Raw genomic sequence first — 17,886 nt, 5'->3', positions numbered from 1 at the left:
CGGTCAGCCGACGATAGCGTCGGACGGTGGGGTGAACTGGCGGGTCGGGCTGCCCTTCAGGCCGTCACGCAGGGTCTCCGAGACCGCCTTGATGGGGATCTGGGACTGCCCGTCACCGACCGCATTGAACGGATTGTCCGGGTCGGAGATGAAGCTCGCCGCCGCCAACTCCGGGGTGTAGCCCACGAACCAGGCCGACCTGGTGCTGTCGGTCGTACCCGTCTTGCCGGCCACCGGGCGTCCGACGGTGCCCCGCACGCTGTCGGCGGTGGACCAGCCGCCGCAACTGCCGCGCGCCGGGGTGTCGCCGGTGGGGCAGCGGGCCGCGTCGGTGGCTGCCCGCGCGGCGTCGGCGCTGACGACCTGCCGGCACCGTGGCTTGGCCACTTCGCGGTGCAGGCCGCCCGGGGTGGCGTACGTGGCGGGCGTGCCGTCGCGGTTCATGATCGCTTGAACGGGGATGGCCTCGCAGTAGCGGCCATCGGCGGCGATGGCGGCGTAGGCGTTCGCCATCTCCAGTGGGGTGGCGTCGGAGACGCCCAGTGTGAACGCGCCCCACTTCTTCGCCTTGGCCGGGGACGCCTGTTCCCGGTCGACGTCGGTGCGCCAGCGCAGCCCGAGCTGTTCGGCCAACCGGACCGCCCGGTCCGCGCCGACCTTCTCCTCCAGCCACACGAAGTACGTGTTGACCGATTTGCCGAAGCCGGACCACATGGTCTGCTGACCGGTCATGGCCGCGCTGGCGTTGGACGGGGCCCAGCCGTCGTACACGGACGACTTGTAGCGGTAGGGCGCGTTGAACGAGGTGGAGAGGGTCATCCCCGAGTCCAGCGCGGCCAGCATCGGGAACATCTTGAACGTCGACCCGGCCTGGTAGCCGGCCAGGTCACCGCCTCCGAGCAGCGGCGCGACCGTGTTCGGGTAGTTGGCCTTCACCTTCGGCCCGGCCTCGGGGTTGGAGCTCTGTGGATTCTCGGCCAGGTCCAGCGAGTACGTCCGGTTGACCGCCATCGCCTTCACCCGCCCGGTGCCCGGCTCGGAGACCACGATGCCGTTGGCGAACGGGCTGCCGGTGGCCTCCTTTGCGCCGACGCTCTTCTCCGCCGCCTCCTGGATCTTCGGGTCGAGGCTGAGCACGATCCGGTAGCCGCCCCGGCGCAGGTTGTCCATCCGTTCCAGCCGGTTCGCGCCGAACGCGGGCTGCGCGCTCCACCAGTTCTTCAGGTAGTCGCAGGCGAAGCCCCAGCTGTTGTACTTCTCTGGGATGGCCGCGCAGTCGTGCGGTGGGGTGGTCAGCTTGAGCCGGATCGGCTCGGACTTGGCGGCGGCGGCCGAGTCGGGGGAGAGGTAGCCGAGTTGGCTCATCCGGTCCAGCACGTAGTTGCGCCGGCCGGTGGCCTCCTTCTGGTCGGAGTCGGCCGGGTCGTACTCGGACGGGGACTTGACCAGTCCGGCGAGGGTGGCGGCCTCGACCGGGGTGAGGTCCTTGGGGGTCTTGGAGAAGAAGATCTCGCTGGCCGCGTAGATGCCGTACGCGCGGTGCCCGAAGTACGCCGAGTTCAGGTAGCGCTCCATGATCTGTTCCTTGCTCAGCTCCTTCTCCAGGTCCAACGCCATCCGCATTTCCTTGATCTTGCGCAGGCTGGTCTGCTGGGTGGCTTCCTGGACCTGTTTGGGCGTGGTCGCGCTGTCCCGCAGGGCCATCCGGACGTACTGCATGGTCAGCGTCGAGGCGCCCTGGGAGCCGCCGGAGCGGGCGTTGGAGACGAAGGCCCGGGCCACGCCCTTCGGGTCGACGCCGTGGTGCTGGTAGAAGCGGGAGTCCTCGGCCGCGACGATCGCCTGCTGGATGTTCGGCGACATGTCCGACAGCTTGGTGTACTGCCGGTACTCCTCGTAGAACATGGTCAGGACGGTCTTGCCGTCGGGGGCGTAGAGGTACGAGGTCTCGGCGGGCAGGGCGGTCTTCAGCACCCGGGTCTTCTGGTCCACGGCGTGCGCGGTGGCCTTCGCGCCGAGCCCGGTGAGGGCGACAAGTGGGTACGCGACGGCGGCGATCACGATTCCGGCGATCAGCCCGGCACGCAGGAGAGGGACGAGACGACCGGCGGCGGCAAGGGGTCGATTGCTCACCTGGTCAAGTTATGACATTTCCGATTCGTACATGAGAAGAACTCTTAAACCGCCGAGTGGTGACGCGGCTTACGTCGAGATCGGCTGTCCCACCGGCCACCTTCCCGGCAGGATCGCGGACATGTCTGATCAGCCGAGCACGCTCGCCCCAGCTACCGGGTTCGAGCCGGACCTCGGGCACCACGGCGACGCGGAGGCCACCGCCGGCCTGATCGACCTCGCCGTCAACGTCCGTCGGGCGCGGCCTCCCGCCTGGCTCGCCGACCCGATCGCCGCGACCCTCACCGACCTCGCCCGCTATCCGGACCCGGCGCCGGCCCGGGCGGCGGTCGCCGCCCGACACCGCCGTCACCCGAACGAGGTGCTGCTCACCGCCGGCGCCGCCGAAGGCTTCGTGCTGATCGCACAGGCGCTGCGCGGCGTCCGCCGCCCCGTGGTGGTGCACCCGCAGTTCACCGAGCCGGAGGCCGCGTTGCGGGCCGCCGGACACCAGGTCGAGCGGGTGCTGCTCGACGCCGCCGACGACTTCCGGCTCGACCCGTCCCGGGTGCCCGTTGACGCCGACCTCGTGATGATCGGCAACCCGACGAACCCGACCTCGGTGCTGCACCCCGCCCGGACGGTGGCCGCGCTGGCCCGCCCCGGCCGGGTGCTGGTGGTTGACGAGGCGTTCGCCGACACCACCACCGCCCCCGGGCACCCCGGCGAGCCGGAGTCGCTGGCCGAACGCCGCGACCTGCCCGGGTTGCTCGTGGTGCGCAGCCTCACCAAGACGTGGGGACTGGCCGGCCTGCGGATCGGCTACCTGCTGGGCGATGCGGAGTTGCTGTCCCGGCTGGCCGCCGTCCAGCCGCTCTGGGCCGTCTCCACGCCCGCGCTGGCGGCCGCGTCGGCGTGCGCCAGCGCCGTCGCGGTCCAGGCCGAACGCGCGATCGCCGCCGACCTCGCCGCCGACCGCGACCACCTGGTCGCGCGACTCGCCGACCTGCCCGGTGTACGCGTCGTCGGCCCGCCCGCCAGCGCGTTCGTGTTGCTGCATCTGCCGGGCGCCACCCGCATCCGGGCGGCACTGCGGGAGCGCGGCTGGGCGGTACGCCGAGGCGACACCTTCCCCGGCCTCGGGCCGGACTGGCTGCGGGCGGCGGTACGCGACCGAAACACCACCGACGCGTTCATCGACGTGCTGCGCGAGACCATGGAGGCATGATGCTGGAGACCACGATCGCGGCGATCCGCCCGGCCGACGAGGCGGCCATGGCCGCCGCCCGCGAGCTGCACGGACGGCTGACCAAGCCGGTGGGCTCGCTGGGCGCGCTGGAGGAGCTTTCGGTACGCCTCGCCGGTCTGGCCGGGGCGTGCCCACCGCCGCTGCCCGAGCCGGCCGCGGTGGCGATCTTCGCTGGCGACCACGGAGTGCACGCCCAGGGGGTCAGCCCCTGGCCGCAGGAGGTCACCGCGCAGATGATCGGCAACTTCCTGGCCGGCGGTGCGGTGGTCAACGCGTTCGCCCGGCAGGCCGGTGCCTCGGTCACCGTCGTCGACGTCGGCGTGGCCACCCCGCTGCCCACCGACCCGGCGGCCGCGCCGGCCGGCTCCGATCCAGCTGCGCTCGACCCGGCGGTCACAGGTCCGGCCGTGCTCGACCCGGCGGTCACAGGTCCGGCCGTGCTCGACCCGGCAGTGCCCCGGCTGGTCGTCGCGTCGGTCCGCCCGGGCACCCGTGATCTCACAGTGACCACCGCGCTGACCCGGGACGAGGCGCTGGCGGCGGTACAGACCGGCATCCGGATCGCCGACGAGCTGATCGACGCCGGCGCCGGCATCCTGCTCACCGGGGACATGGGCATCGGCAACACCACCCCGGCCGCCGCGCTGATCGCCGCGTTCACCGGCGTCGACGCGCTCGACGCCACCGGTCGGGGCACCGGTGTCGACGACCCGACGTACGCCCACAAGGTGGCGGTGGTGCGGGCCGCGCTGGCCCGGCACACCCCCGACCCGGCCGACCCGCTGGGGGTGCTGGCCGCCGTCGGTGGCCTGGAGCACGCCGCCCTGGCCGGGCTGATCCTGGGTGCCGCGGCGCGCCGCACGCCGGTGCTGCTGGACGGCGTGATCGGGGTCTCGGCCGCCCTCGCCGCCGCCGCGTTCGCCCCGGCCGCGGTCTGCGCGATGGTCGCCGGCCACCGCTCGGCCGAGCCAGGTGCCACCGTGGCGCTGCGGCACCTCGGGCTCGACCCGCTGATCGACCTGGGGCTGCGCCTCGGCGAGGGCACCGGCGCGCTACTGGCGTTGCCGGTGGTCACCGGCGCGGTCCGGGTGCTGCACGAGGTGGCCACCTTCGACTCCGCCGGGGTGGCCGAGAAGTGACAGCGCGCGACGAACGAGCCGTCCGCCCCGGCGGTGCGGCATGACCGCCAACCCGTACCCGCTCGGCCTGCGGCTGCACGGGCGACGGGTGGTGGTGGTGGGCGGCGGCGCGGTCGCCACCCGGCGGGTGCCCGCGCTGCTGGACGCCGGTGCGGACGTCCTGCTGGTGGCCCCGGAGCTGACCCCGGCGCTGCGCGCCCGGGTCGACGCGGGGCGGCTGCACTGGGTGCCGCGCCGGTTCCAGCCCGAGGACCTGGACGGTGCCTGGCTGGTCCAGGTCGCCATCGACGACCCGATGGCGGCGGCCTCGGTGAGCGCCGTCGCCGCCGAGCGACGGATCTTCTGCGTCCGGGCCGACGACCGCACGGCCGCCACCGCCTGGACCCCGGCGGTGACCCGGCATGGCCCGGTCACCGTGGCGGTGCTCGGCGGTGGCGACCCCCGACGGGCGATGACCGTCCGCGACGCGATCCGTGAGCTGCTCGCGGTCCGTCTGGGAACGGACGGGATCGCTTCGACGCGGGGCCAACCCGGCCCTCCGGCCGGTGCGACAGGTGGGACCGACGTGGTCGGCACAGCCGGCGCGGACAGCGCGGACGGTGCAACCGGCGCGACCGACGCACACGGTGCGGGCGGTGGGCGGCGGGCCGGGCGGGTGGCGCTGGTCGGGGCGGGGCCTGGTGACCCCGAGCTGATCACGGTCAAGGGCTGGCGGCTGCTCACCGAGGCGGACGTGGTGGTCGCCGACCGGCTGGTGCCCGGCCTGCTCCTGGACGAGCTGCGCCCGGACGTCGAGCTGGTGGACGCCTCGAAGATCCCCTACGGCCCGTCCCGGGCCCAGGAGGAGATCAATCAGATCCTGGTCGACCGGGCCCTGGCCGGCGCCGTCGTGGTCCGGCTCAAGGGCGGCGACCCGTACGTCTTCGGGCGGGGTGGTGAGGAGTTGCTGGCCTGCGCGGCGGCCGGTGTGCCGGTGACAGTGGTCCCCGGGGTGACCAGTTCGATCGCCGCCCCGGCGGCGGCCGGGATTCCGGTCACCCATCGGGGGGTGGCGCACGAGTTCACAGTGGTCTCCGGGCACCTGGCACCCGACTCGCCGGCCTCGCTGGTGCGTTGGGACGCCCTCGCCGGTCTGCACGGCACCCTGGTGATCCTGATGGGGCTGAAGAACCTCGCCGCCATCACGGCCACCCTGATCGCCCACGGTCGGTCGCCGCAGACGCCGGCCGCCGTGGTCCAGGAAGCCACCACCGGCACCCAACGGGTCCTGCGCTCCACGCTGGGCGAGGTGGCCGCCGACGCCCTCGCGGCCGACCTGCGCCCACCGGCTGTCGTCGTGGTGGGCGACGTGGTGGACGCCCTGGCCGTCTGAGAACAAGGCACCCCGATCCGCGCCGGCGCACTCCCGCAAGATCTGCGCAACATCGGGGATCTTGCTGCCTCCCGCGCGCCGGAGGCAGCAGTATCAGGGAAGTTGTCCGGATCTTGGCGCGGGGCACGGACGTGGAACGGGCCGGAGGCGCTTGCGCCTCCGGCCCGTCGTACGAGCTGTCGAACTACTGCTTGAGCATGTTGTCCAGCAGCAGGGCGCAGCGGATCAGCCCGAGGTGGCTGTACGCCTGCGGGTGGTTGCCCAGGCCGCGCTCGGCCAGCGGGTCGTACTGCTCGGGGAGCAGGCCGGTCGGGCCGGCGGTCAGCACCATCTGCGCGAACAGCTCCTCGGCGTCGGTGCGGCGGCCGGTGCGCAGGTACGCCTCGATCAGCCACGCCGTGCAGATGTGGAAACCGCCCTCGCGGCCGGGCAGGCCGTCGTCCCAGTGGTAGCGGTAGACGACCGGGCCGCTGCGCAGGTCCGCCTCGATCCGCAGGACTGTGGACAGGAAGCGCGGGTCGTCGCCCGGGAGCAGGCCGGAGAGCCCGATCCAGAGCGACGAGGCGTCCATGTCCTCGTCCCCGTACGCGACGCTGTACGCCTCGACGTCCGAGTGCCAGCCGTGCTCCAGCACATTGGCGCCGATCCGGTCCCGCAGGTCCTTCCACTCGGGCCGGTCCTCGCCGCCGTGCTGGCGCATCACGTGCAGCGCCCGGTCGACCGTCATCCAGCACATCACCTTGGAGAACACGTGGTGCCGGGGTGGCAGCCGGGCCTCCCAGATGCCGTGGTCGGGCTCGTGCCAGCGGCGGCGGACCGCCTCGACCATGTTCTCCAGAACGCGCCACTCGTCGTCGCGGACCGAGCCGCGAGCATCGGCGACGGCCGCGATCAGGTCGGCGATCGGGCCGAAGACGTCCAGCTGCAACTGGTGGTTGGCGAGGTTGCCGACCCGGACCGGCCGGGAGCCGGCGTACCCGGGCAGCGTGTCGATGACCGCCTCGGCGCCCAGCTCGTAACCGTCGATGGTGTAGAGCGGGTGCAGCCGCTCCGGGTGCCCGCCGGTGCGCTCGATGCAGCCGTCCACCCAGCGCAGCAGCGCCTCAGCCTCCTCGACGGAGCCCAGGTCGACCAGGGCGCGGGCGGTCAGCGCGGCGTCGCGCAGCCAGCAGTAGCGGTAGTCCCAGTTGCGGACGCCGCCCAGCTCTTCGGGGAGCGAGGTGGTCGCCGCGGCCAGGATCGAGCCGGTGGCCTCGTGGCAGAGCCCGCGCAGGGTGAGGGCGCTGCGCGCGACCAGGTCACGAGCGGTGGAGGGCAGCCGCAGCGAGGCCACCCAGTCCTTCCACGGCTGCTCGGCGGCGGCCTGACGCTCGTGGATCGGCACCCGGTGGTGCTCCAGGCTGTGCGTGCCGAAGCGCAGCTCCAGCACGACCTGCCCGCCGGCCGCGGAAAGGTCGACGATCGCCTTGGCGGTCTCGTACCCACCGTCGTTGCCGACCTCCCACTGCACGCCGGGGGAGTAGAGCGCGACCGGCTCGTTGGAGCCGAGCACCAGCAGGCCGTCGCCGAGCGGCTGCAACTGCACGGCCACCTGGCCGAACTCCGGTCGAGGCGCGAACTCCACCCGGGCCTTGCCGCCGCCGGTCAGCACCCGGACCAGGGTCGAGTCCCCGGTGACGACCGCCGGGCCGTCCGGGGTGGTCTCCCGGGCCGGCTTGTCCAACCAGTCGGTGACGGTGAGCCCGGACCAACGGGTCTCCACGGTCATCGTGCCGGAGCGGTAGCGCTGACCCAGCGGGATGCCGCCACGTTCCGGGACGATGCTGAAGTGGCCGGCCGGGCTGCCACCGACCAGATCGGCGAAGATCGCCGCCGAGTCCGGCTTGGGGTGGCAGAGCCAGCTCACCTTGGCCTCGGGGGTGAGCAACGCGACGGTACGACCGTTGGCCAGCATGGAGTGCCGCTCGATCGGCACCGCCCGCTCGCCGAACAGCCAGTGCCGGCGGGTCTCCAGCAGCAGCGCGAGTGCCCGCGCCGCCTCCAGCGGGTCGGCCACCCGGTAGCCGGCCTGGGTGTCACCGGGGCCGATCTTGATGCCGAGGTCGGGACCGTGCAGGTTGCCGAACGCGTTCTCATCGGTGATGTCGTCACCGATGAACAGCACCGCGCTGGCGGCGAGCTGGGTCCGGAGCTGGTCGACAGCGGTGCCCTTGTGGGTGGCCACCACGGAGAGCTCGATGACCTCCTTGCCCTGGGTCACCGTGACGCCGTCGAAGGTGGCCGGACCGTTGAGCACCGCCTCGATGGCCGAGGCCGCTACCTGCGGATCGATTCCCCGGGTGTGCATGGCGACGCTTGCCGGTTTGCGTTCCAGCCGGATGCCGGGGTGCTCGGCGGCGATCTCGCGCAGCGCGTTGCGGACCTGGGTGCGGACGGCGACCAGCTCGGGCGAGAGCCGCTCGACGAAGCCGATGTCGAACTCGGAGCCGTGGCTGCCGACGAGGTGCACCTCGCTGGGCAGCCGGGAGAGGGCGGCCAGGTCGCGTAGCGCCCGACCGGAGACCACCGCGACGGTGGTCTGCGGCAGCGCGGCGAGTGCGCGGACCGCGGCCACCGACTCGGGCAGCGGGACGGCCGTGCTCGGATCCTCCACGATCGGCGCGAGCGTGCCGTCGTAGTCGCAGGCGACCAGGAGCTGGGGGACCCGGGCGATCCGGCCGATGGCGGCGCGCAACTCAGGGTCCATGACCCCGGTGGCGATTGCCGCCCCATCGTTGACGGACGTGTTCACTCGGCCTCCGCCTCGGGAACTCCCAGCTCCGAGAGGAAAGACTTGGCCCAGTGGCCCACGTCGTGGGTACGCAGGTGACGTTGCATTGTCCGCATCCGGCGGCGTGCCTCGGTTTTCTCCACGTGCACGGCCCGGAGGAGGGCGTCCTTGACCGCGTCCGGGTCGTGCGGGTTACACAAAAATGCCTGGCGAAGCTCGGTGGCGGCACCGGCGAACTCACTGAGTACGAGCGCGCCACCCTGGTCGGCACGTGATGCTACGTATTCCTTCGCCACGAGGTTCATTCCGTCTCGCAGCGGGGTCACCATCATCACGTCGGCAGCAACGTACATCGCCGCCAGCTCACTGCGACTGTACGACTGATGGAGGTAATGGACCGCCGGCACGCCGACCCGACCGAACTCGCCGTTGATCCGGCCGACCTCGCGCTCCACCTTGACCCGTAGTGCCTGGTAGTGCTCCACGCGCTCACGGCTGGGCGTGGCGACCTGAACCATGACCGCGTCGGGAACTGTCAACTTTCCGTCAGCCAGCAGTTCCCGGAAGGCCTTGAGCCGCAACTCGATGCCCTTGGTGTAGTCCAGTCGGTCCACGCCCAGGATTATCGTCTTCGGGTCGCCCAGTTCGGCGCGGATCTGCTTGGCCCGGGCCTGGATCGCCGGGTCGGCGGCCATCCGCTCCATCTCCTGGGTGTCGATCGAGATGGGGAAGGCGCCCGCCTTCACCTGCCGACCGTCGACCTGGATCATCTGCCCCTCGTAGCGCAGCCCGAGCAGGTGCCGGGCCAGCCGGACGAAGTTCTGCGCGGCCAGCCGCTGCTGGAAGCCGACCAGGTCGGCACCGAGCAGGCCGCGCAGGATCTCGGTGCGGAACGGCATCTGCATGAACAGCTCGATCGGCGGGAACGGGATGTGCAGGAAGAACCCGATCCGCAGGTCCGGGCGGAGCTCACGGAGCATCGCCGGGACCAACTGGAGCTGGTAGTCCTGCACCCAGACCGTCGCGCCCTCGGCCGCCACGTCGGCCGCGGCCTCCGCGAACCGGGCGTTGACCAGGCGGTACGCCTCGCGCCACCGGCGCTTGTAGGCCGGCGTCTCCACGGCGTCGTGGTAGAGCGGCCAGATCGTCGCGTTGGACTGGCCCTCGTAGTAGCGCTCCAGCTCCTCGGCGCTGAGCGGGACCGGGTGCAGCCGGATCCCCTCCAGGTCGAACGGCTCGGGGGCGGCGCCGGTGCCACCGGCCCAGCCGACCCAGGTGCCCTGGTGTTCGGCGAGGACGGGATGCAGCGCGGTGACCAGCCCGCCAGGGCTACGTCGCCACTGCCGGCCCTCGGGTGTGCTCACCTCGTCGACCGGCAGACGGTTCGCCACTACGACAAAGGAGCTACGGACGGTCACGATCGGCCACCTCCGGGTACTGACGGGTCCACCGCGATGAGCGTACTGAGCGTAGCTGCGGCGTCTTGTGCCTAGTGCCGGAGTCTCCTACCCGCCTCGGTCTGACCGAACCCTGAAGGTGATCTTCTCGACAGCAGTGCTGGTCAGAGGTCGATGATGGGCCATTCCTTGGGCAACACCTCACCCAGCAGTTCCCGCCGATCCGTGATGATCGGTGTGAGGGGGTGGGCGGCGGCGTCCATCGCCAACTGGGCCAGGTCCGTGTGCCCGGCCATTCGGCGCGACCATCCGCCGAGAAACGAGCACATGTCCGGCTCGACCGGGGTCACCCGGATGTGCGGCAACGCGGCGAGCACTTCGAGCATCTCCCACTGACCGGGAGTGGCCTCCTGGTGCGCACGAACGAGACAGAGTGCCGGCACCAGCACGTGCACGCCATAGTCAGCGGCTTCCGCGATGCGGTGACCGACATCCCGTTCCGACGACGAGTAGGCCAGCAGGGCGGTCGCATCCAGCGCCAAGCCGTAGCCCGTCACCGGCGCGCTCTCGCGCGTGCTGCCAAGACCTCTGCCTGGAGCTGGGCCGCCTGTTCGCGCAGTTCGGGGGTGATGCTCGCCCGCAACTGCTCCATCTCGGCGTGTACCCGCGCTACGCCCTCGTCGGTGATCTCAAAACCAACCCGCCGGAGGATCTCCCGCGTTTTCTCACCGGCCACCCTCCGTCGCAGAGACTCGGCGACATAGGCGGAGGCGTTCGGCTCGTCGGCCAGCCTGTCGGCAAGCTCATCGGGCAGGCTGATGGTGATCTTCTTGGTCATACCGAAACCGTAATTTGCCCTACCGGCGCTGGGCAAGAAGGCTCGCCCGCGTACTCCTGGGGCGGGGTGATGTGGGCGAAGCGCGTCGTACCTGTCAGGATTGACGATGGCGTGCGCGCGGCCGGCTCCCGGCCGGCGGCGGCGGGCGGTCCTCGCAGCCCGCGCCGCGCCGCCGATCAGCGACAGCAACCGACGGAGGTAGCCCGCACCGTGGCCCAGTACATCTACGTCCTGGAAAAGGCGCGCAAGGCGCACGGCGACAAGGTCGTGCTCGACAACGTCACGTTGAGCTTCCTGCCGGGGGCCAAGATCGGTGTGCTCGGCCCCAACGGCGCCGGTAAGTCCAGCCTTCTCAAGATCATGGCAGGGCTGGACAAGCCGAGCAACGGCGAGGCCCGGCTGATGCCCGGCTACACCGTCGGCATGCTCGCCCAGGAGCCCCCGCTCAACGAGGCCAAGACCGTGCTCGGCAATGTCGAGGAGGCGGTCGCCGAGACCAAGGCCAAGCTGGAGCGGTTCAACAAGATCGCCGAGCAGATGGCGACCGACTACTCCGACGAGCTGATGGAGGAGATGGGCAAGCTCCAGGAGGAGCTCGACCACCTCGACGCCTGGGACATCGACTCCAAGCTCGAACTGGCCATGGACGCGCTGCGGTGCCCGCCGCCGGACGCCGACGTGACCCAGCTCTCCGGCGGTGAACGCCGCCGGGTCGCGCTCTGCAAGCTGCTGCTGGAGGCGCCCGACCTGCTGCTGCTCGACGAGCCCACCAACCACCTGGACGCGGAGAGCGTCTCCTGGCTGGAGCAGCACCTGGCGAAGTACGCCGGCACCGTCATGGCGATCACCCACGACCGGTACTTCCTCGACAACGTGGCCGGCTGGATCCTGGAGCTGGACCGTGGCCGGGCCATCGGGTACGAGGGCAACTACTCCACCTACCTGGAGAAGAAGGCCGCCCGGCTGGCCGTCGAGGGCCGCCGCGACGCCAAGATGAAGAAGCGCCTCACCGAGGAGCTGGACTGGGTCCGCTCCAACGCCAAGGCCCGGCAGACCAAGTCCAAGGCCCGCCTGGACCGCTACGACGAGATGGCCAGCGAGGCGGAGAAGACCCGCAAGCTGGACTTCGAGGAGATCCAGATCCCGCCGGGCCCGCGCCTGGGCAGCACGGTGATCGAGGCGAACAACCTCAGCAAGGGCTTCGGTGACCGGCTGCTGATCGACAACCTGTCGTTCTCGCTGCCCCGCAACGGCATCGTCGGCATCATCGGTCCGAACGGTGTCGGCAAGACCACCCTGTTCAAGACCATCGTCGGGCTGGAGCAGCCGACCGGCGGGTCGGTCCGGGTCGGCGAGACGGTCTCGCTGTCGTACGTCGACCAGAACCGGGAGGGCCTCAACGGCGACAAGACCGTCTGGGAGGTCGTCTCCGACGGACTGGACTACCTGATGGTGGGCAAGGTTGAGATGCCGTCGCGGGCGTACATCGCCGCGTTCGGCTTCAAGGGCCCGGACCAGCAGAAGCCGACCAAGGTGCTCTCCGGCGGGGAGCGCAACCGGCTCAACCTGGCGCTGACGCTGAAGATCGGCGGCAACGTCATCCTGCTCGACGAGCCGACGAACGACCTGGACGTGGAGACGCTGTCCAGCCTGGAGAACGCGCTGCTGGAGTTCCCCGGCTGCGCCGTGGTCATCTCCCACGACCGGATGTTCCTGGACCGCGTCGCCACGCACATCCTCGCCTGGGAGGGCGACGACCAGAATCCGGCGAAGTGGTTCTGGTTCGAGGGCAACTTCGAGGCGTACGAGAAGAACAAGATCGATCGCCTCGGCGCGGAGGCCGCCCGGCCGCACCGGGTGACCTACCGCAAGCTGACCCGCGACTGACCGGCCGAGACGGTGTCTGATCGCTTCGTCTACCACTGCACCCTGCGCTGGTCCGACCTGGACGCGTACGGCCACGTCAACAACTCGCGCTTCCTCACGCTGTACGAGGAGGCGCGGGTGGCGTTGATGTTCGCCGGCGGGCGGGCCTGGGGTGTCGGCTCGTTCGCCGACGGGGTGGTGATCCGCCGTCACGAGGTCGACTACCTGCGCCCGGTCGACTACGCGCTCGGCCGGGCCACCGCGGAGGCGGCGCCCACCGTACGGATCGAGTTGTGGGTGGAGGAGATCCGGGCCTCCCGGTTCACCGTCGCCTACGAGCTGTACGACGGCGACGTGCTGGCCAGCCGGGCCCGTTCCGTGCTGGTGCCGTTCGACCTGACCCGTCAGGTGCCCCGGCGGATCACCACCGAGGAACGGGACTTCCTGCTCACGTACGCACCGCAGGGCGGTGTGGGGTGACCCGGCCGGGCACCGCTGAGCCGGGCCGGGTGGCGGCGTCGACGCACGGTGTCGCCGGGGTGGCCGACGCGGGCGCCTTCCTGGCCCGGCTCGTCCGACTGGACCCGGCCGCGCCGGTCCGGCTGCGGCCGGCCGGCGCACCCGGCCGGGTCGCGCTGTGGGCCCGGCTGCCGTGGCAGGTTCTGGTTGTCCGCACCGTTGCCGGCGGGCCGGCCGACGGTGCCGCCGAGGACGTCACGGTGGCCGCCGCGGAGCTGCTCGCCGAGCTGGAGCGCGGTGGTACGGCCCTGCCGGCCCGGCGGGACGCCCAGTGGCGGTGGCCGCTGCCGCCGGCGCGGAGCCAGCAGGTGGAGGTGCTGCCCGTCGCCGAGCTGCGACGGATCGCGGCCGCGGCGGCGGGCACCCTGCGGACGGCGAGCGAGCAGGGTGTCGCCGGTCGGGCTGTGGGCCAGCGGGCGCTGCGCGACGCGTTGCTCGACCACGTGGCGGTGCTGATCACCCCGGACGGGACGCCCGCCGCGCCGGTCGAGGTGCCGCAGCGGCTGGTGCAGGGGGTGGTCCGGATGGGCTTCCTCGGCGCCGCCGACGGCTCGCCGGCCGGCGAGGGCGGGGACACCGTTCAGGTGCGGGTGGCCGGTCGTTGGGTCGGCCTGGTGGGACCGCACGGAGCGGCGTGGTTGCAGAAGGCCACGGATCTTGCCGTGACACCCCTGAGCACTCGTCCGAACGGATGACCCCGGTTCATTCTTCTGGTCAGGGGCGGTCGTTGGGGGGGTGCTTCAACCCGGCTGTCCGGGTACCGTCCATCCTCGGATCCAACGCACCGTAGGCGACTGGATCCGCTGGGGAGTGAGGTGCGCGAGCGATGCCGTGGTGGTCATGGCGCCCCGGTCCCGCCGACGGCGGCGATCCGGAAACCCGAAGCGGGATCACAGTCGACAGTGCGGTCCGGATTGGTCCGCCCAGCCCTCGCCAGCCGGGGGACGACTGCCCGTCCAACGAGCGGCCAGTGCTGACCGAGATGCCCGCCACCGTCGAGCCGGTGAGCCTGCGCCGGGTCTGTGACGCGCTCGATCTGCTGGACGTGCGCTACCTGGCCGACGGCGACGGCAACCTGCTGGCGATGTGGGAGCGGCACGCCGTGCTGGTCACCCTGGAAGGGCCCGAGGACGAAATCCTCGTCATGCGGGCACGTCCGCACGCCACGGTCCCGCCGGACTGGGCCGACCGGGCGTACCGGGTGGTCAACGAGTGGAACCACACCCGCCGGTTCTGCAAGGCGTACATCGGTGACCCGACCGAGCGCGGTCAGCTGCCGATCTACGCGGAGCTTCAGGTGCCGCTCGGTGCCGGCACCCACGACGCGCTGTTGGTCGAGATGCTCGACTGCGGCGCGGCGGTCGCCACCAGCTTCGTGGACTGGCTGCACGACGAGGGCGCGCTGCTCTGACGGTGCGGCGGGCCGGGCGGGTCAGACGCCGTGGGCGGGGTCGTCCTCGACGTTGACCATGAAGTACGCGGCCCGCTCCAGGTAGTCCCAGAGGGTCGTGGCGATCTCCGGCTCCAGGTCGAGTCGATCCACGGCCCGGCGCATGTTCCGCAGCCAGGCGTCCCGTTCGGCCGCGCCGATCCGGAACGGCGCGTGCCGCATCCGCAGCCGAGGGTGCCCACGCTGGGCGGAGTAGGTGTTCGGCCCGCCCCAGTACTGCATCAGGAACAGGGTCATCCGGTCCGCGGCCGGGCCCAGGTCCTCCTCCGGGTACATGGGGCGCAGCAGGGGATCGGTGGCGATACCGGCGTAGAACTCGTCGACCAGCCTGCGGAAGGTGGGTTCGCCGCCGACCGCCTCGAAGAGGGTCATCGACGCACCGGGACGGTCGGATTCGCCTGCGGAAGTCACAGTTCCATCCTGCCAGGTGCGCCCCAGGCCGACCTGACCCGCACGGCGTGCGTCGGATCACGCCGGGTCGACGCCCCCGATGCCGCGTCCGACCCGCTCGTGTCGACGTCGGCGCGACGGGTCAGGTGACGGCGTGCCGGCGGTGGCCGTCACCGGCGTGCGGGTCAGCGGTGGCGCCTCCCGGCAAGCGGTCACCGGGAGGGCCGTCAGGCCCGGCGGCCGGCGGCTCCACGTTGGCCTTCGCGGCGGCGGTGATCGCGTCGTCCACCGTCTGCCGGTCCGGCCAGCGCAGCGTGGCCACCGCCATGAGCACCACCCCGGCCGCGCTCCACACCCCGACCACGATCGGGATCGGGAACCGGTCGGCGAGCACCCCGGTGACCAGCACCGCGAAACCCTGGATGACCTGCACACCGGTGGCCATCACGCCGAAGGCGCGGGCCCGGAACCCGTCCGGCAGCGCCTGCACGAACAACCCGTTGGCCATCGGCATCATGCCGGCGACCGCGAACCCGCACAGCGCGGCGAGCAGCGCGACCATCAACGGCGGGGGGTCGAGGAGGGCCGGCACGAGCATCAAGGGGGCGACCACCGCGAGCGGCCGCATCAGCTTCAGCCGGCGGGCCGGCCCGAACAGGCGACTCACCAGCAACCCGCCGAGGATGAAACCGATCGGGTTCGCCATCATGATCGCTGCCTGGGCGGTGCCCGCACTGACGGCGCCGCGACTCTCGTCGTTGGCCCAGGCCGCAGCCAGTCCCTCGGGAACGATCGAGAAGAGCATCGCGCTGAACACCAGCACCGCGATGGCCCGCAGCACCGGTGTGCCGAACACGATGCCGAACCCCTGGCGGGTCTCGCGCAGCAGGTGACTGCGGTGCGCCGGGTTCATCACCGCCGGGCGGTCGCGCACACCCAGGCGCACCAGCAGCGCCGAGAGACCGAACGTGGCCGCGTTGAACAGCAGCGCCACCTCCGGGGTGATCGCGGCGAGAGCGGCGCCGAAGGCGTACCCCACCACCTGGGCGGCCTGCCCGACGCTGCTGTTCAGCGACAGCCCCAGCACCAGTCGGTCCCCGGTGAGCAACTGCGGGATCAGCGCGGACTTCGCCGCCTGGCTCGGTGGGTTGGCCAACGTGGCGGCGAAGATGAGCACCAGCACCGCCTGGTACGGCAGGCCGGGAATGGCGATGAGCAGCATCAGCGCCATCCGGATGAGGTCGCACGCCACCATCACCCGCCGGTACGGGTACCGCTCCGCGAGTGCGGCGAGCACCGGGCCGCCGAGCAGCCAGGGCAGGAAGCTGACGGCGAAGGCGGCCGCGGAGAGCGCGACGGACCGGGTCTGCTGGAAGACGAGCAGGGTGACGGCGGCCTTCGCTACGTAGTCGCCGACCCAGGAGAGCGCGCTCGCCACGAACACGGCCCGGAACTCGCGCTGGGAGAACACTTCGCGAAAGGTTGCCGGGCCTTCCACGGAAGGTCGCTCGTTAGGCACCGTCGCCTCCATCGGCCCCGGCTTGGCCGCTCGTGGCAGCACGGCCGGAAGCTCTCGTCAGATCTACGGATCAGCGAGGATGTGATCACGCTTTGGTGGGAACGCGTGTTCCGGATTCTGCCCGATCGTCTGACAACTGGCTAGGTCGAACGGGTCGTTCGTCGCCTCCCCGACTGAACGAACGGACGATACCCGAGGGGCCGGCCGGCTCGCGACCCCTGAATCGCAGGACGATGTCGCCGGATCAGGTGGCGCCGCCCTGACCAGTCTCACCGTCCGAAAGCGGCCGGGTCGAGAGACCGGGGTAGATGCGGGCCGCCGCGATCTGCGCGGTGATCCCCGAATTCTCCAGCGCCTCCGCGAGCCGCCGACGCAACTCCCGACCCACGGCGAACTGCCCGTCCGCGGTCGTCTTCACCACTGTGCGGATGACCGCGCCATCCACCGTCACCTGCTCGACCCCCAGCACCTCGGGTGCCTCCACGATCTCCGGCGACAGCTCCGGGTCCATCGCGACCGAGGCGGCAGCGGTCCGCAGCACCGCGGTGGCCTCCTCGGTGCTGTTGAAGCCGATCGGCAGGTCCACCACCACGAGGGCCCAGCCCTGGCTCTTGTTGCCCACCCGGATGATCTCGCCGTTGCGGATGTACCAGAGCACGCCACGGCCGTCGCGCACTGTGGTGACCCGCAGGCCGACCGACTCGACCACACCCATCGCCTCGCCCAGGTCGACGTTGTCGCCCACGCCGTACTGGTCCTCGATCAGCATGAAGAGGCCGGCTATCAGATCCTTCACCAGACTCTGCGCGCCGAAGCCCAGCGCGACGCCGGCGATCCCCGCGCTGGCCAGCAGCGGAGCCAGGTCGAAGCTGAACTCGCGCAGGATCATCAGCAGCGCGATGCCGAAGACGAACGCGGTGGTCAGGCTGCGCAGCACCGACCCGATCGCCTCGGCCCGCTGCCGTCGTCGCTCGGGGACGAACTCGGCCGGGTCGGCCGCTGCGGTGGGCACCCGCTCGCGCAGGGGCCGCAGCATGGTCGGCACCGCGCCGTCGGTGGTCGTCCGGACCAGGCGGTTGATCGTCCGGTGCAGCGCCCACCGGGCCACCATCGCCAGCGCCAGGATCAGCAGCACCCGAAGCGGTTTGAGCAGGATCCAGTAGCTCCCCTCGGCGAACCAGCCGGACCCGGTGATCCGGTAGATCCACTCGCAGGAGGTGCTGCCCTGGCAGCTCACCGAGACGGCGTCGGACAGGGCTAGGGGC

General features: G+C 71.5%; 15 protein-coding genes. 7 read left to right on the top strand and 8 right to left on the bottom strand.

Going from position 1 to position 17,886, the window contains the following annotated elements; all coding sequences use genetic code 11:
• Positions 1–3: 3 nt before the first annotated feature.
• Positions 4–2,133, bottom strand: a complete 2,130-nt coding sequence (locus QSK15_RS12535) for a transglycosylase domain-containing protein (RefSeq protein WP_285794422.1) — start codon at positions 2,131–2,133, stop codon at positions 4–6.
• Positions 2,134–2,254: 121 nt separating this feature from the next.
• Here QSK15_RS12535 and cobC point away from each other — a divergent pair, with 121 nt between their 5' ends.
• Genes cobC through cobA form a run of 3 tightly spaced genes read left to right on the top strand, consistent with a single transcriptional unit; the run spans position 2,255 to position 5,872 of the window.
• A complete protein-coding gene (cobC, locus tag QSK15_RS12530; RefSeq protein ID WP_285794421.1) occupies positions 2,255–3,340 on the top strand; it encodes an Rv2231c family histidinol phosphate aminotransferase CobC in 1,086 nt (361 codons plus the stop codon).
• On the top strand, positions 3,340–4,500 hold the full coding sequence (locus QSK15_RS12525) for a nicotinate-nucleotide--dimethylbenzimidazole phosphoribosyltransferase (RefSeq protein WP_285795099.1): 1,161 nt from the start codon (positions 3,340–3,342) through the stop codon (positions 4,498–4,500). The genes cobC and QSK15_RS12525 overlap by 1 nt, the downstream gene beginning before the upstream one ends.
• A 40-nt stretch (positions 4,501–4,540) precedes the next feature.
• Positions 4,541–5,872, top strand: a complete 1,332-nt coding sequence (gene cobA, locus QSK15_RS12520) for a uroporphyrinogen-III C-methyltransferase (protein WP_285794420.1) — start codon at positions 4,541–4,543, stop codon at positions 5,870–5,872.
• A 184-nt stretch (positions 5,873–6,056) separates the two neighbouring features.
• Here the strand turns inward: cobA and otsB are convergent, their stop codons facing one another.
• The 4 genes from otsB to QSK15_RS12500 form a co-directional block, all read right to left on the bottom strand.
• Entirely contained in the window at positions 6,057–8,618 is a 2,562-nt protein-coding gene (otsB, locus tag QSK15_RS12515) for a trehalose-phosphatase (protein WP_051708603.1), read from the bottom strand.
• 41 nt (positions 8,619–8,659) lie between these two features.
• Positions 8,660–10,060 carry an alpha,alpha-trehalose-phosphate synthase (UDP-forming) gene (locus QSK15_RS12510; RefSeq protein ID WP_030488230.1) on the bottom strand — a complete coding sequence of 467 codons (1,401 nt, stop codon included), beginning with the start codon at positions 10,058–10,060 and terminating at the stop codon, positions 8,660–8,662.
• A gap of 143 nt (positions 10,061–10,203) precedes the next feature.
• Positions 10,204–10,596 carry a hypothetical protein gene (locus QSK15_RS12505; protein ID WP_285794419.1) on the bottom strand — a complete coding sequence of 131 codons (393 nt, stop codon included), beginning with the start codon at positions 10,594–10,596 and terminating at the stop codon, positions 10,204–10,206.
• Complete coding sequence (locus QSK15_RS12500) at positions 10,593–10,877, bottom strand: hypothetical protein (protein WP_285794418.1); 285 nt, start codon at positions 10,875–10,877, stop codon at positions 10,593–10,595. Before QSK15_RS12500 ends, QSK15_RS12505 begins: the two co-directional genes overlap by 4 nt.
• Before the next feature lie 210 nt (positions 10,878–11,087).
• Between QSK15_RS12500 and ettA the strand changes: the two genes are divergently transcribed.
• The 4 genes from ettA to QSK15_RS12480 all read left to right on the top strand — a co-directional run bounded on the left by ettA (position 11,088) and on the right by QSK15_RS12480 (position 14,673).
• Positions 11,088–12,764 (top strand): energy-dependent translational throttle protein EttA, encoded by a 1,677-nt coding sequence (ettA, locus tag QSK15_RS12495; RefSeq protein WP_279519362.1) that lies wholly within the window; start codon positions 11,088–11,090, stop codon positions 12,762–12,764.
• Positions 12,765–12,776: 12 nt separating this feature from the next.
• Positions 12,777–13,223: an acyl-CoA thioesterase gene (locus QSK15_RS12490; protein ID WP_030333456.1), complete on the top strand. Its 447-nt coding sequence runs from the start codon at positions 12,777–12,779 to the stop codon at positions 13,221–13,223.
• Positions 13,220–13,957, top strand: coding sequence for a DUF8185 domain-containing protein (locus QSK15_RS12485; RefSeq protein ID WP_285794417.1), 738 nt, complete (start codon positions 13,220–13,222; stop codon positions 13,955–13,957). The genes QSK15_RS12490 and QSK15_RS12485 overlap by 4 nt, the downstream gene beginning before the upstream one ends.
• Positions 13,958–14,088: 131 nt before the next feature.
• The gene (locus QSK15_RS12480) at positions 14,089–14,673 is read left to right on the top strand and encodes a type III secretion system chaperone family protein (protein WP_030333460.1); all 585 of its coding nucleotides are present in this window, start codon (positions 14,089–14,091) and stop codon (positions 14,671–14,673) included.
• Between the two features lie 21 nt (positions 14,674–14,694).
• Here QSK15_RS12480 and QSK15_RS12475 read toward each other — a convergent pair whose 3' ends face one another.
• The 3 genes from QSK15_RS12475 to QSK15_RS12465 all read right to left on the bottom strand — a co-directional run bounded on the left by QSK15_RS12475 (position 14,695) and on the right by QSK15_RS12465 (position 17,858).
• The gene (locus QSK15_RS12475; protein ID WP_285795098.1) at positions 14,695–15,084 is read right to left on the bottom strand and encodes a globin; all 390 of its coding nucleotides are present in this window, start codon (positions 15,082–15,084) and stop codon (positions 14,695–14,697) included.
• Positions 15,085–15,244: 160 nt separating this feature from the next.
• A complete protein-coding gene (locus tag QSK15_RS12470) occupies positions 15,245–16,633 on the bottom strand; it encodes an MFS transporter (RefSeq protein WP_285795097.1) in 1,389 nt (462 codons plus the stop codon).
• A gap of 232 nt (positions 16,634–16,865) precedes the next feature.
• Positions 16,866–17,858 (bottom strand): mechanosensitive ion channel family protein, encoded by a 993-nt coding sequence (locus QSK15_RS12465; protein ID WP_483414219.1) that lies wholly within the window; start codon positions 17,856–17,858, stop codon positions 16,866–16,868.
• Positions 17,859–17,886: the final 28 nt, after the last annotated feature.

Origin of the sequence: Micromonospora sp. NBRC 107095, from assembly GCF_030269705.1 — a bacterium.
In the GTDB taxonomy this organism is placed as follows: Bacteria; Actinomycetota; Actinomycetes; order Mycobacteriales; family Micromonosporaceae; genus Micromonospora; species Micromonospora parva.
This window is presented reverse-complemented; position numbering and strand designations above follow the sequence as displayed.

Bases quoted from the DNA above. Each gene is read 5' to 3' on its own strand.
- otsB (WP_051708603.1), bottom strand. From the start codon at position 8,618: ATGGACCCTGAGTTGCGCGCCGCCATCGGCCGGATCGCCCGGGTCCCC.
- cobC (WP_285794421.1), top strand. From the start codon at position 2,255: ATGTCTGATCAGCCGAGCACGCTCGCCCCAGCTACCGGGTTCGAGCCG.
- cobA (WP_285794420.1), top strand. From the start codon at position 4,541: ATGACCGCCAACCCGTACCCGCTCGGCCTGCGGCTGCACGGGCGACGG.
- QSK15_RS12500 (WP_285794418.1), bottom strand. From the start codon at position 10,877: ATGACCAAGAAGATCACCATCAGCCTGCCCGATGAGCTTGCCGACAGG.
- QSK15_RS12470 (WP_285795097.1), bottom strand. From the start codon at position 16,633: ATGGAGGCGACGGTGCCTAACGAGCGACCTTCCGTGGAAGGCCCGGCA.
- QSK15_RS12525 (WP_285795099.1), top strand. From the start codon at position 3,340: ATGCTGGAGACCACGATCGCGGCGATCCGCCCGGCCGACGAGGCGGCC.
- QSK15_RS12480 (WP_030333460.1), top strand. From the start codon at position 14,089: ATGCCGTGGTGGTCATGGCGCCCCGGTCCCGCCGACGGCGGCGATCCG.
- QSK15_RS12475 (WP_285795098.1), bottom strand. From the start codon at position 15,084: ATGACCCTCTTCGAGGCGGTCGGCGGCGAACCCACCTTCCGCAGGCTG.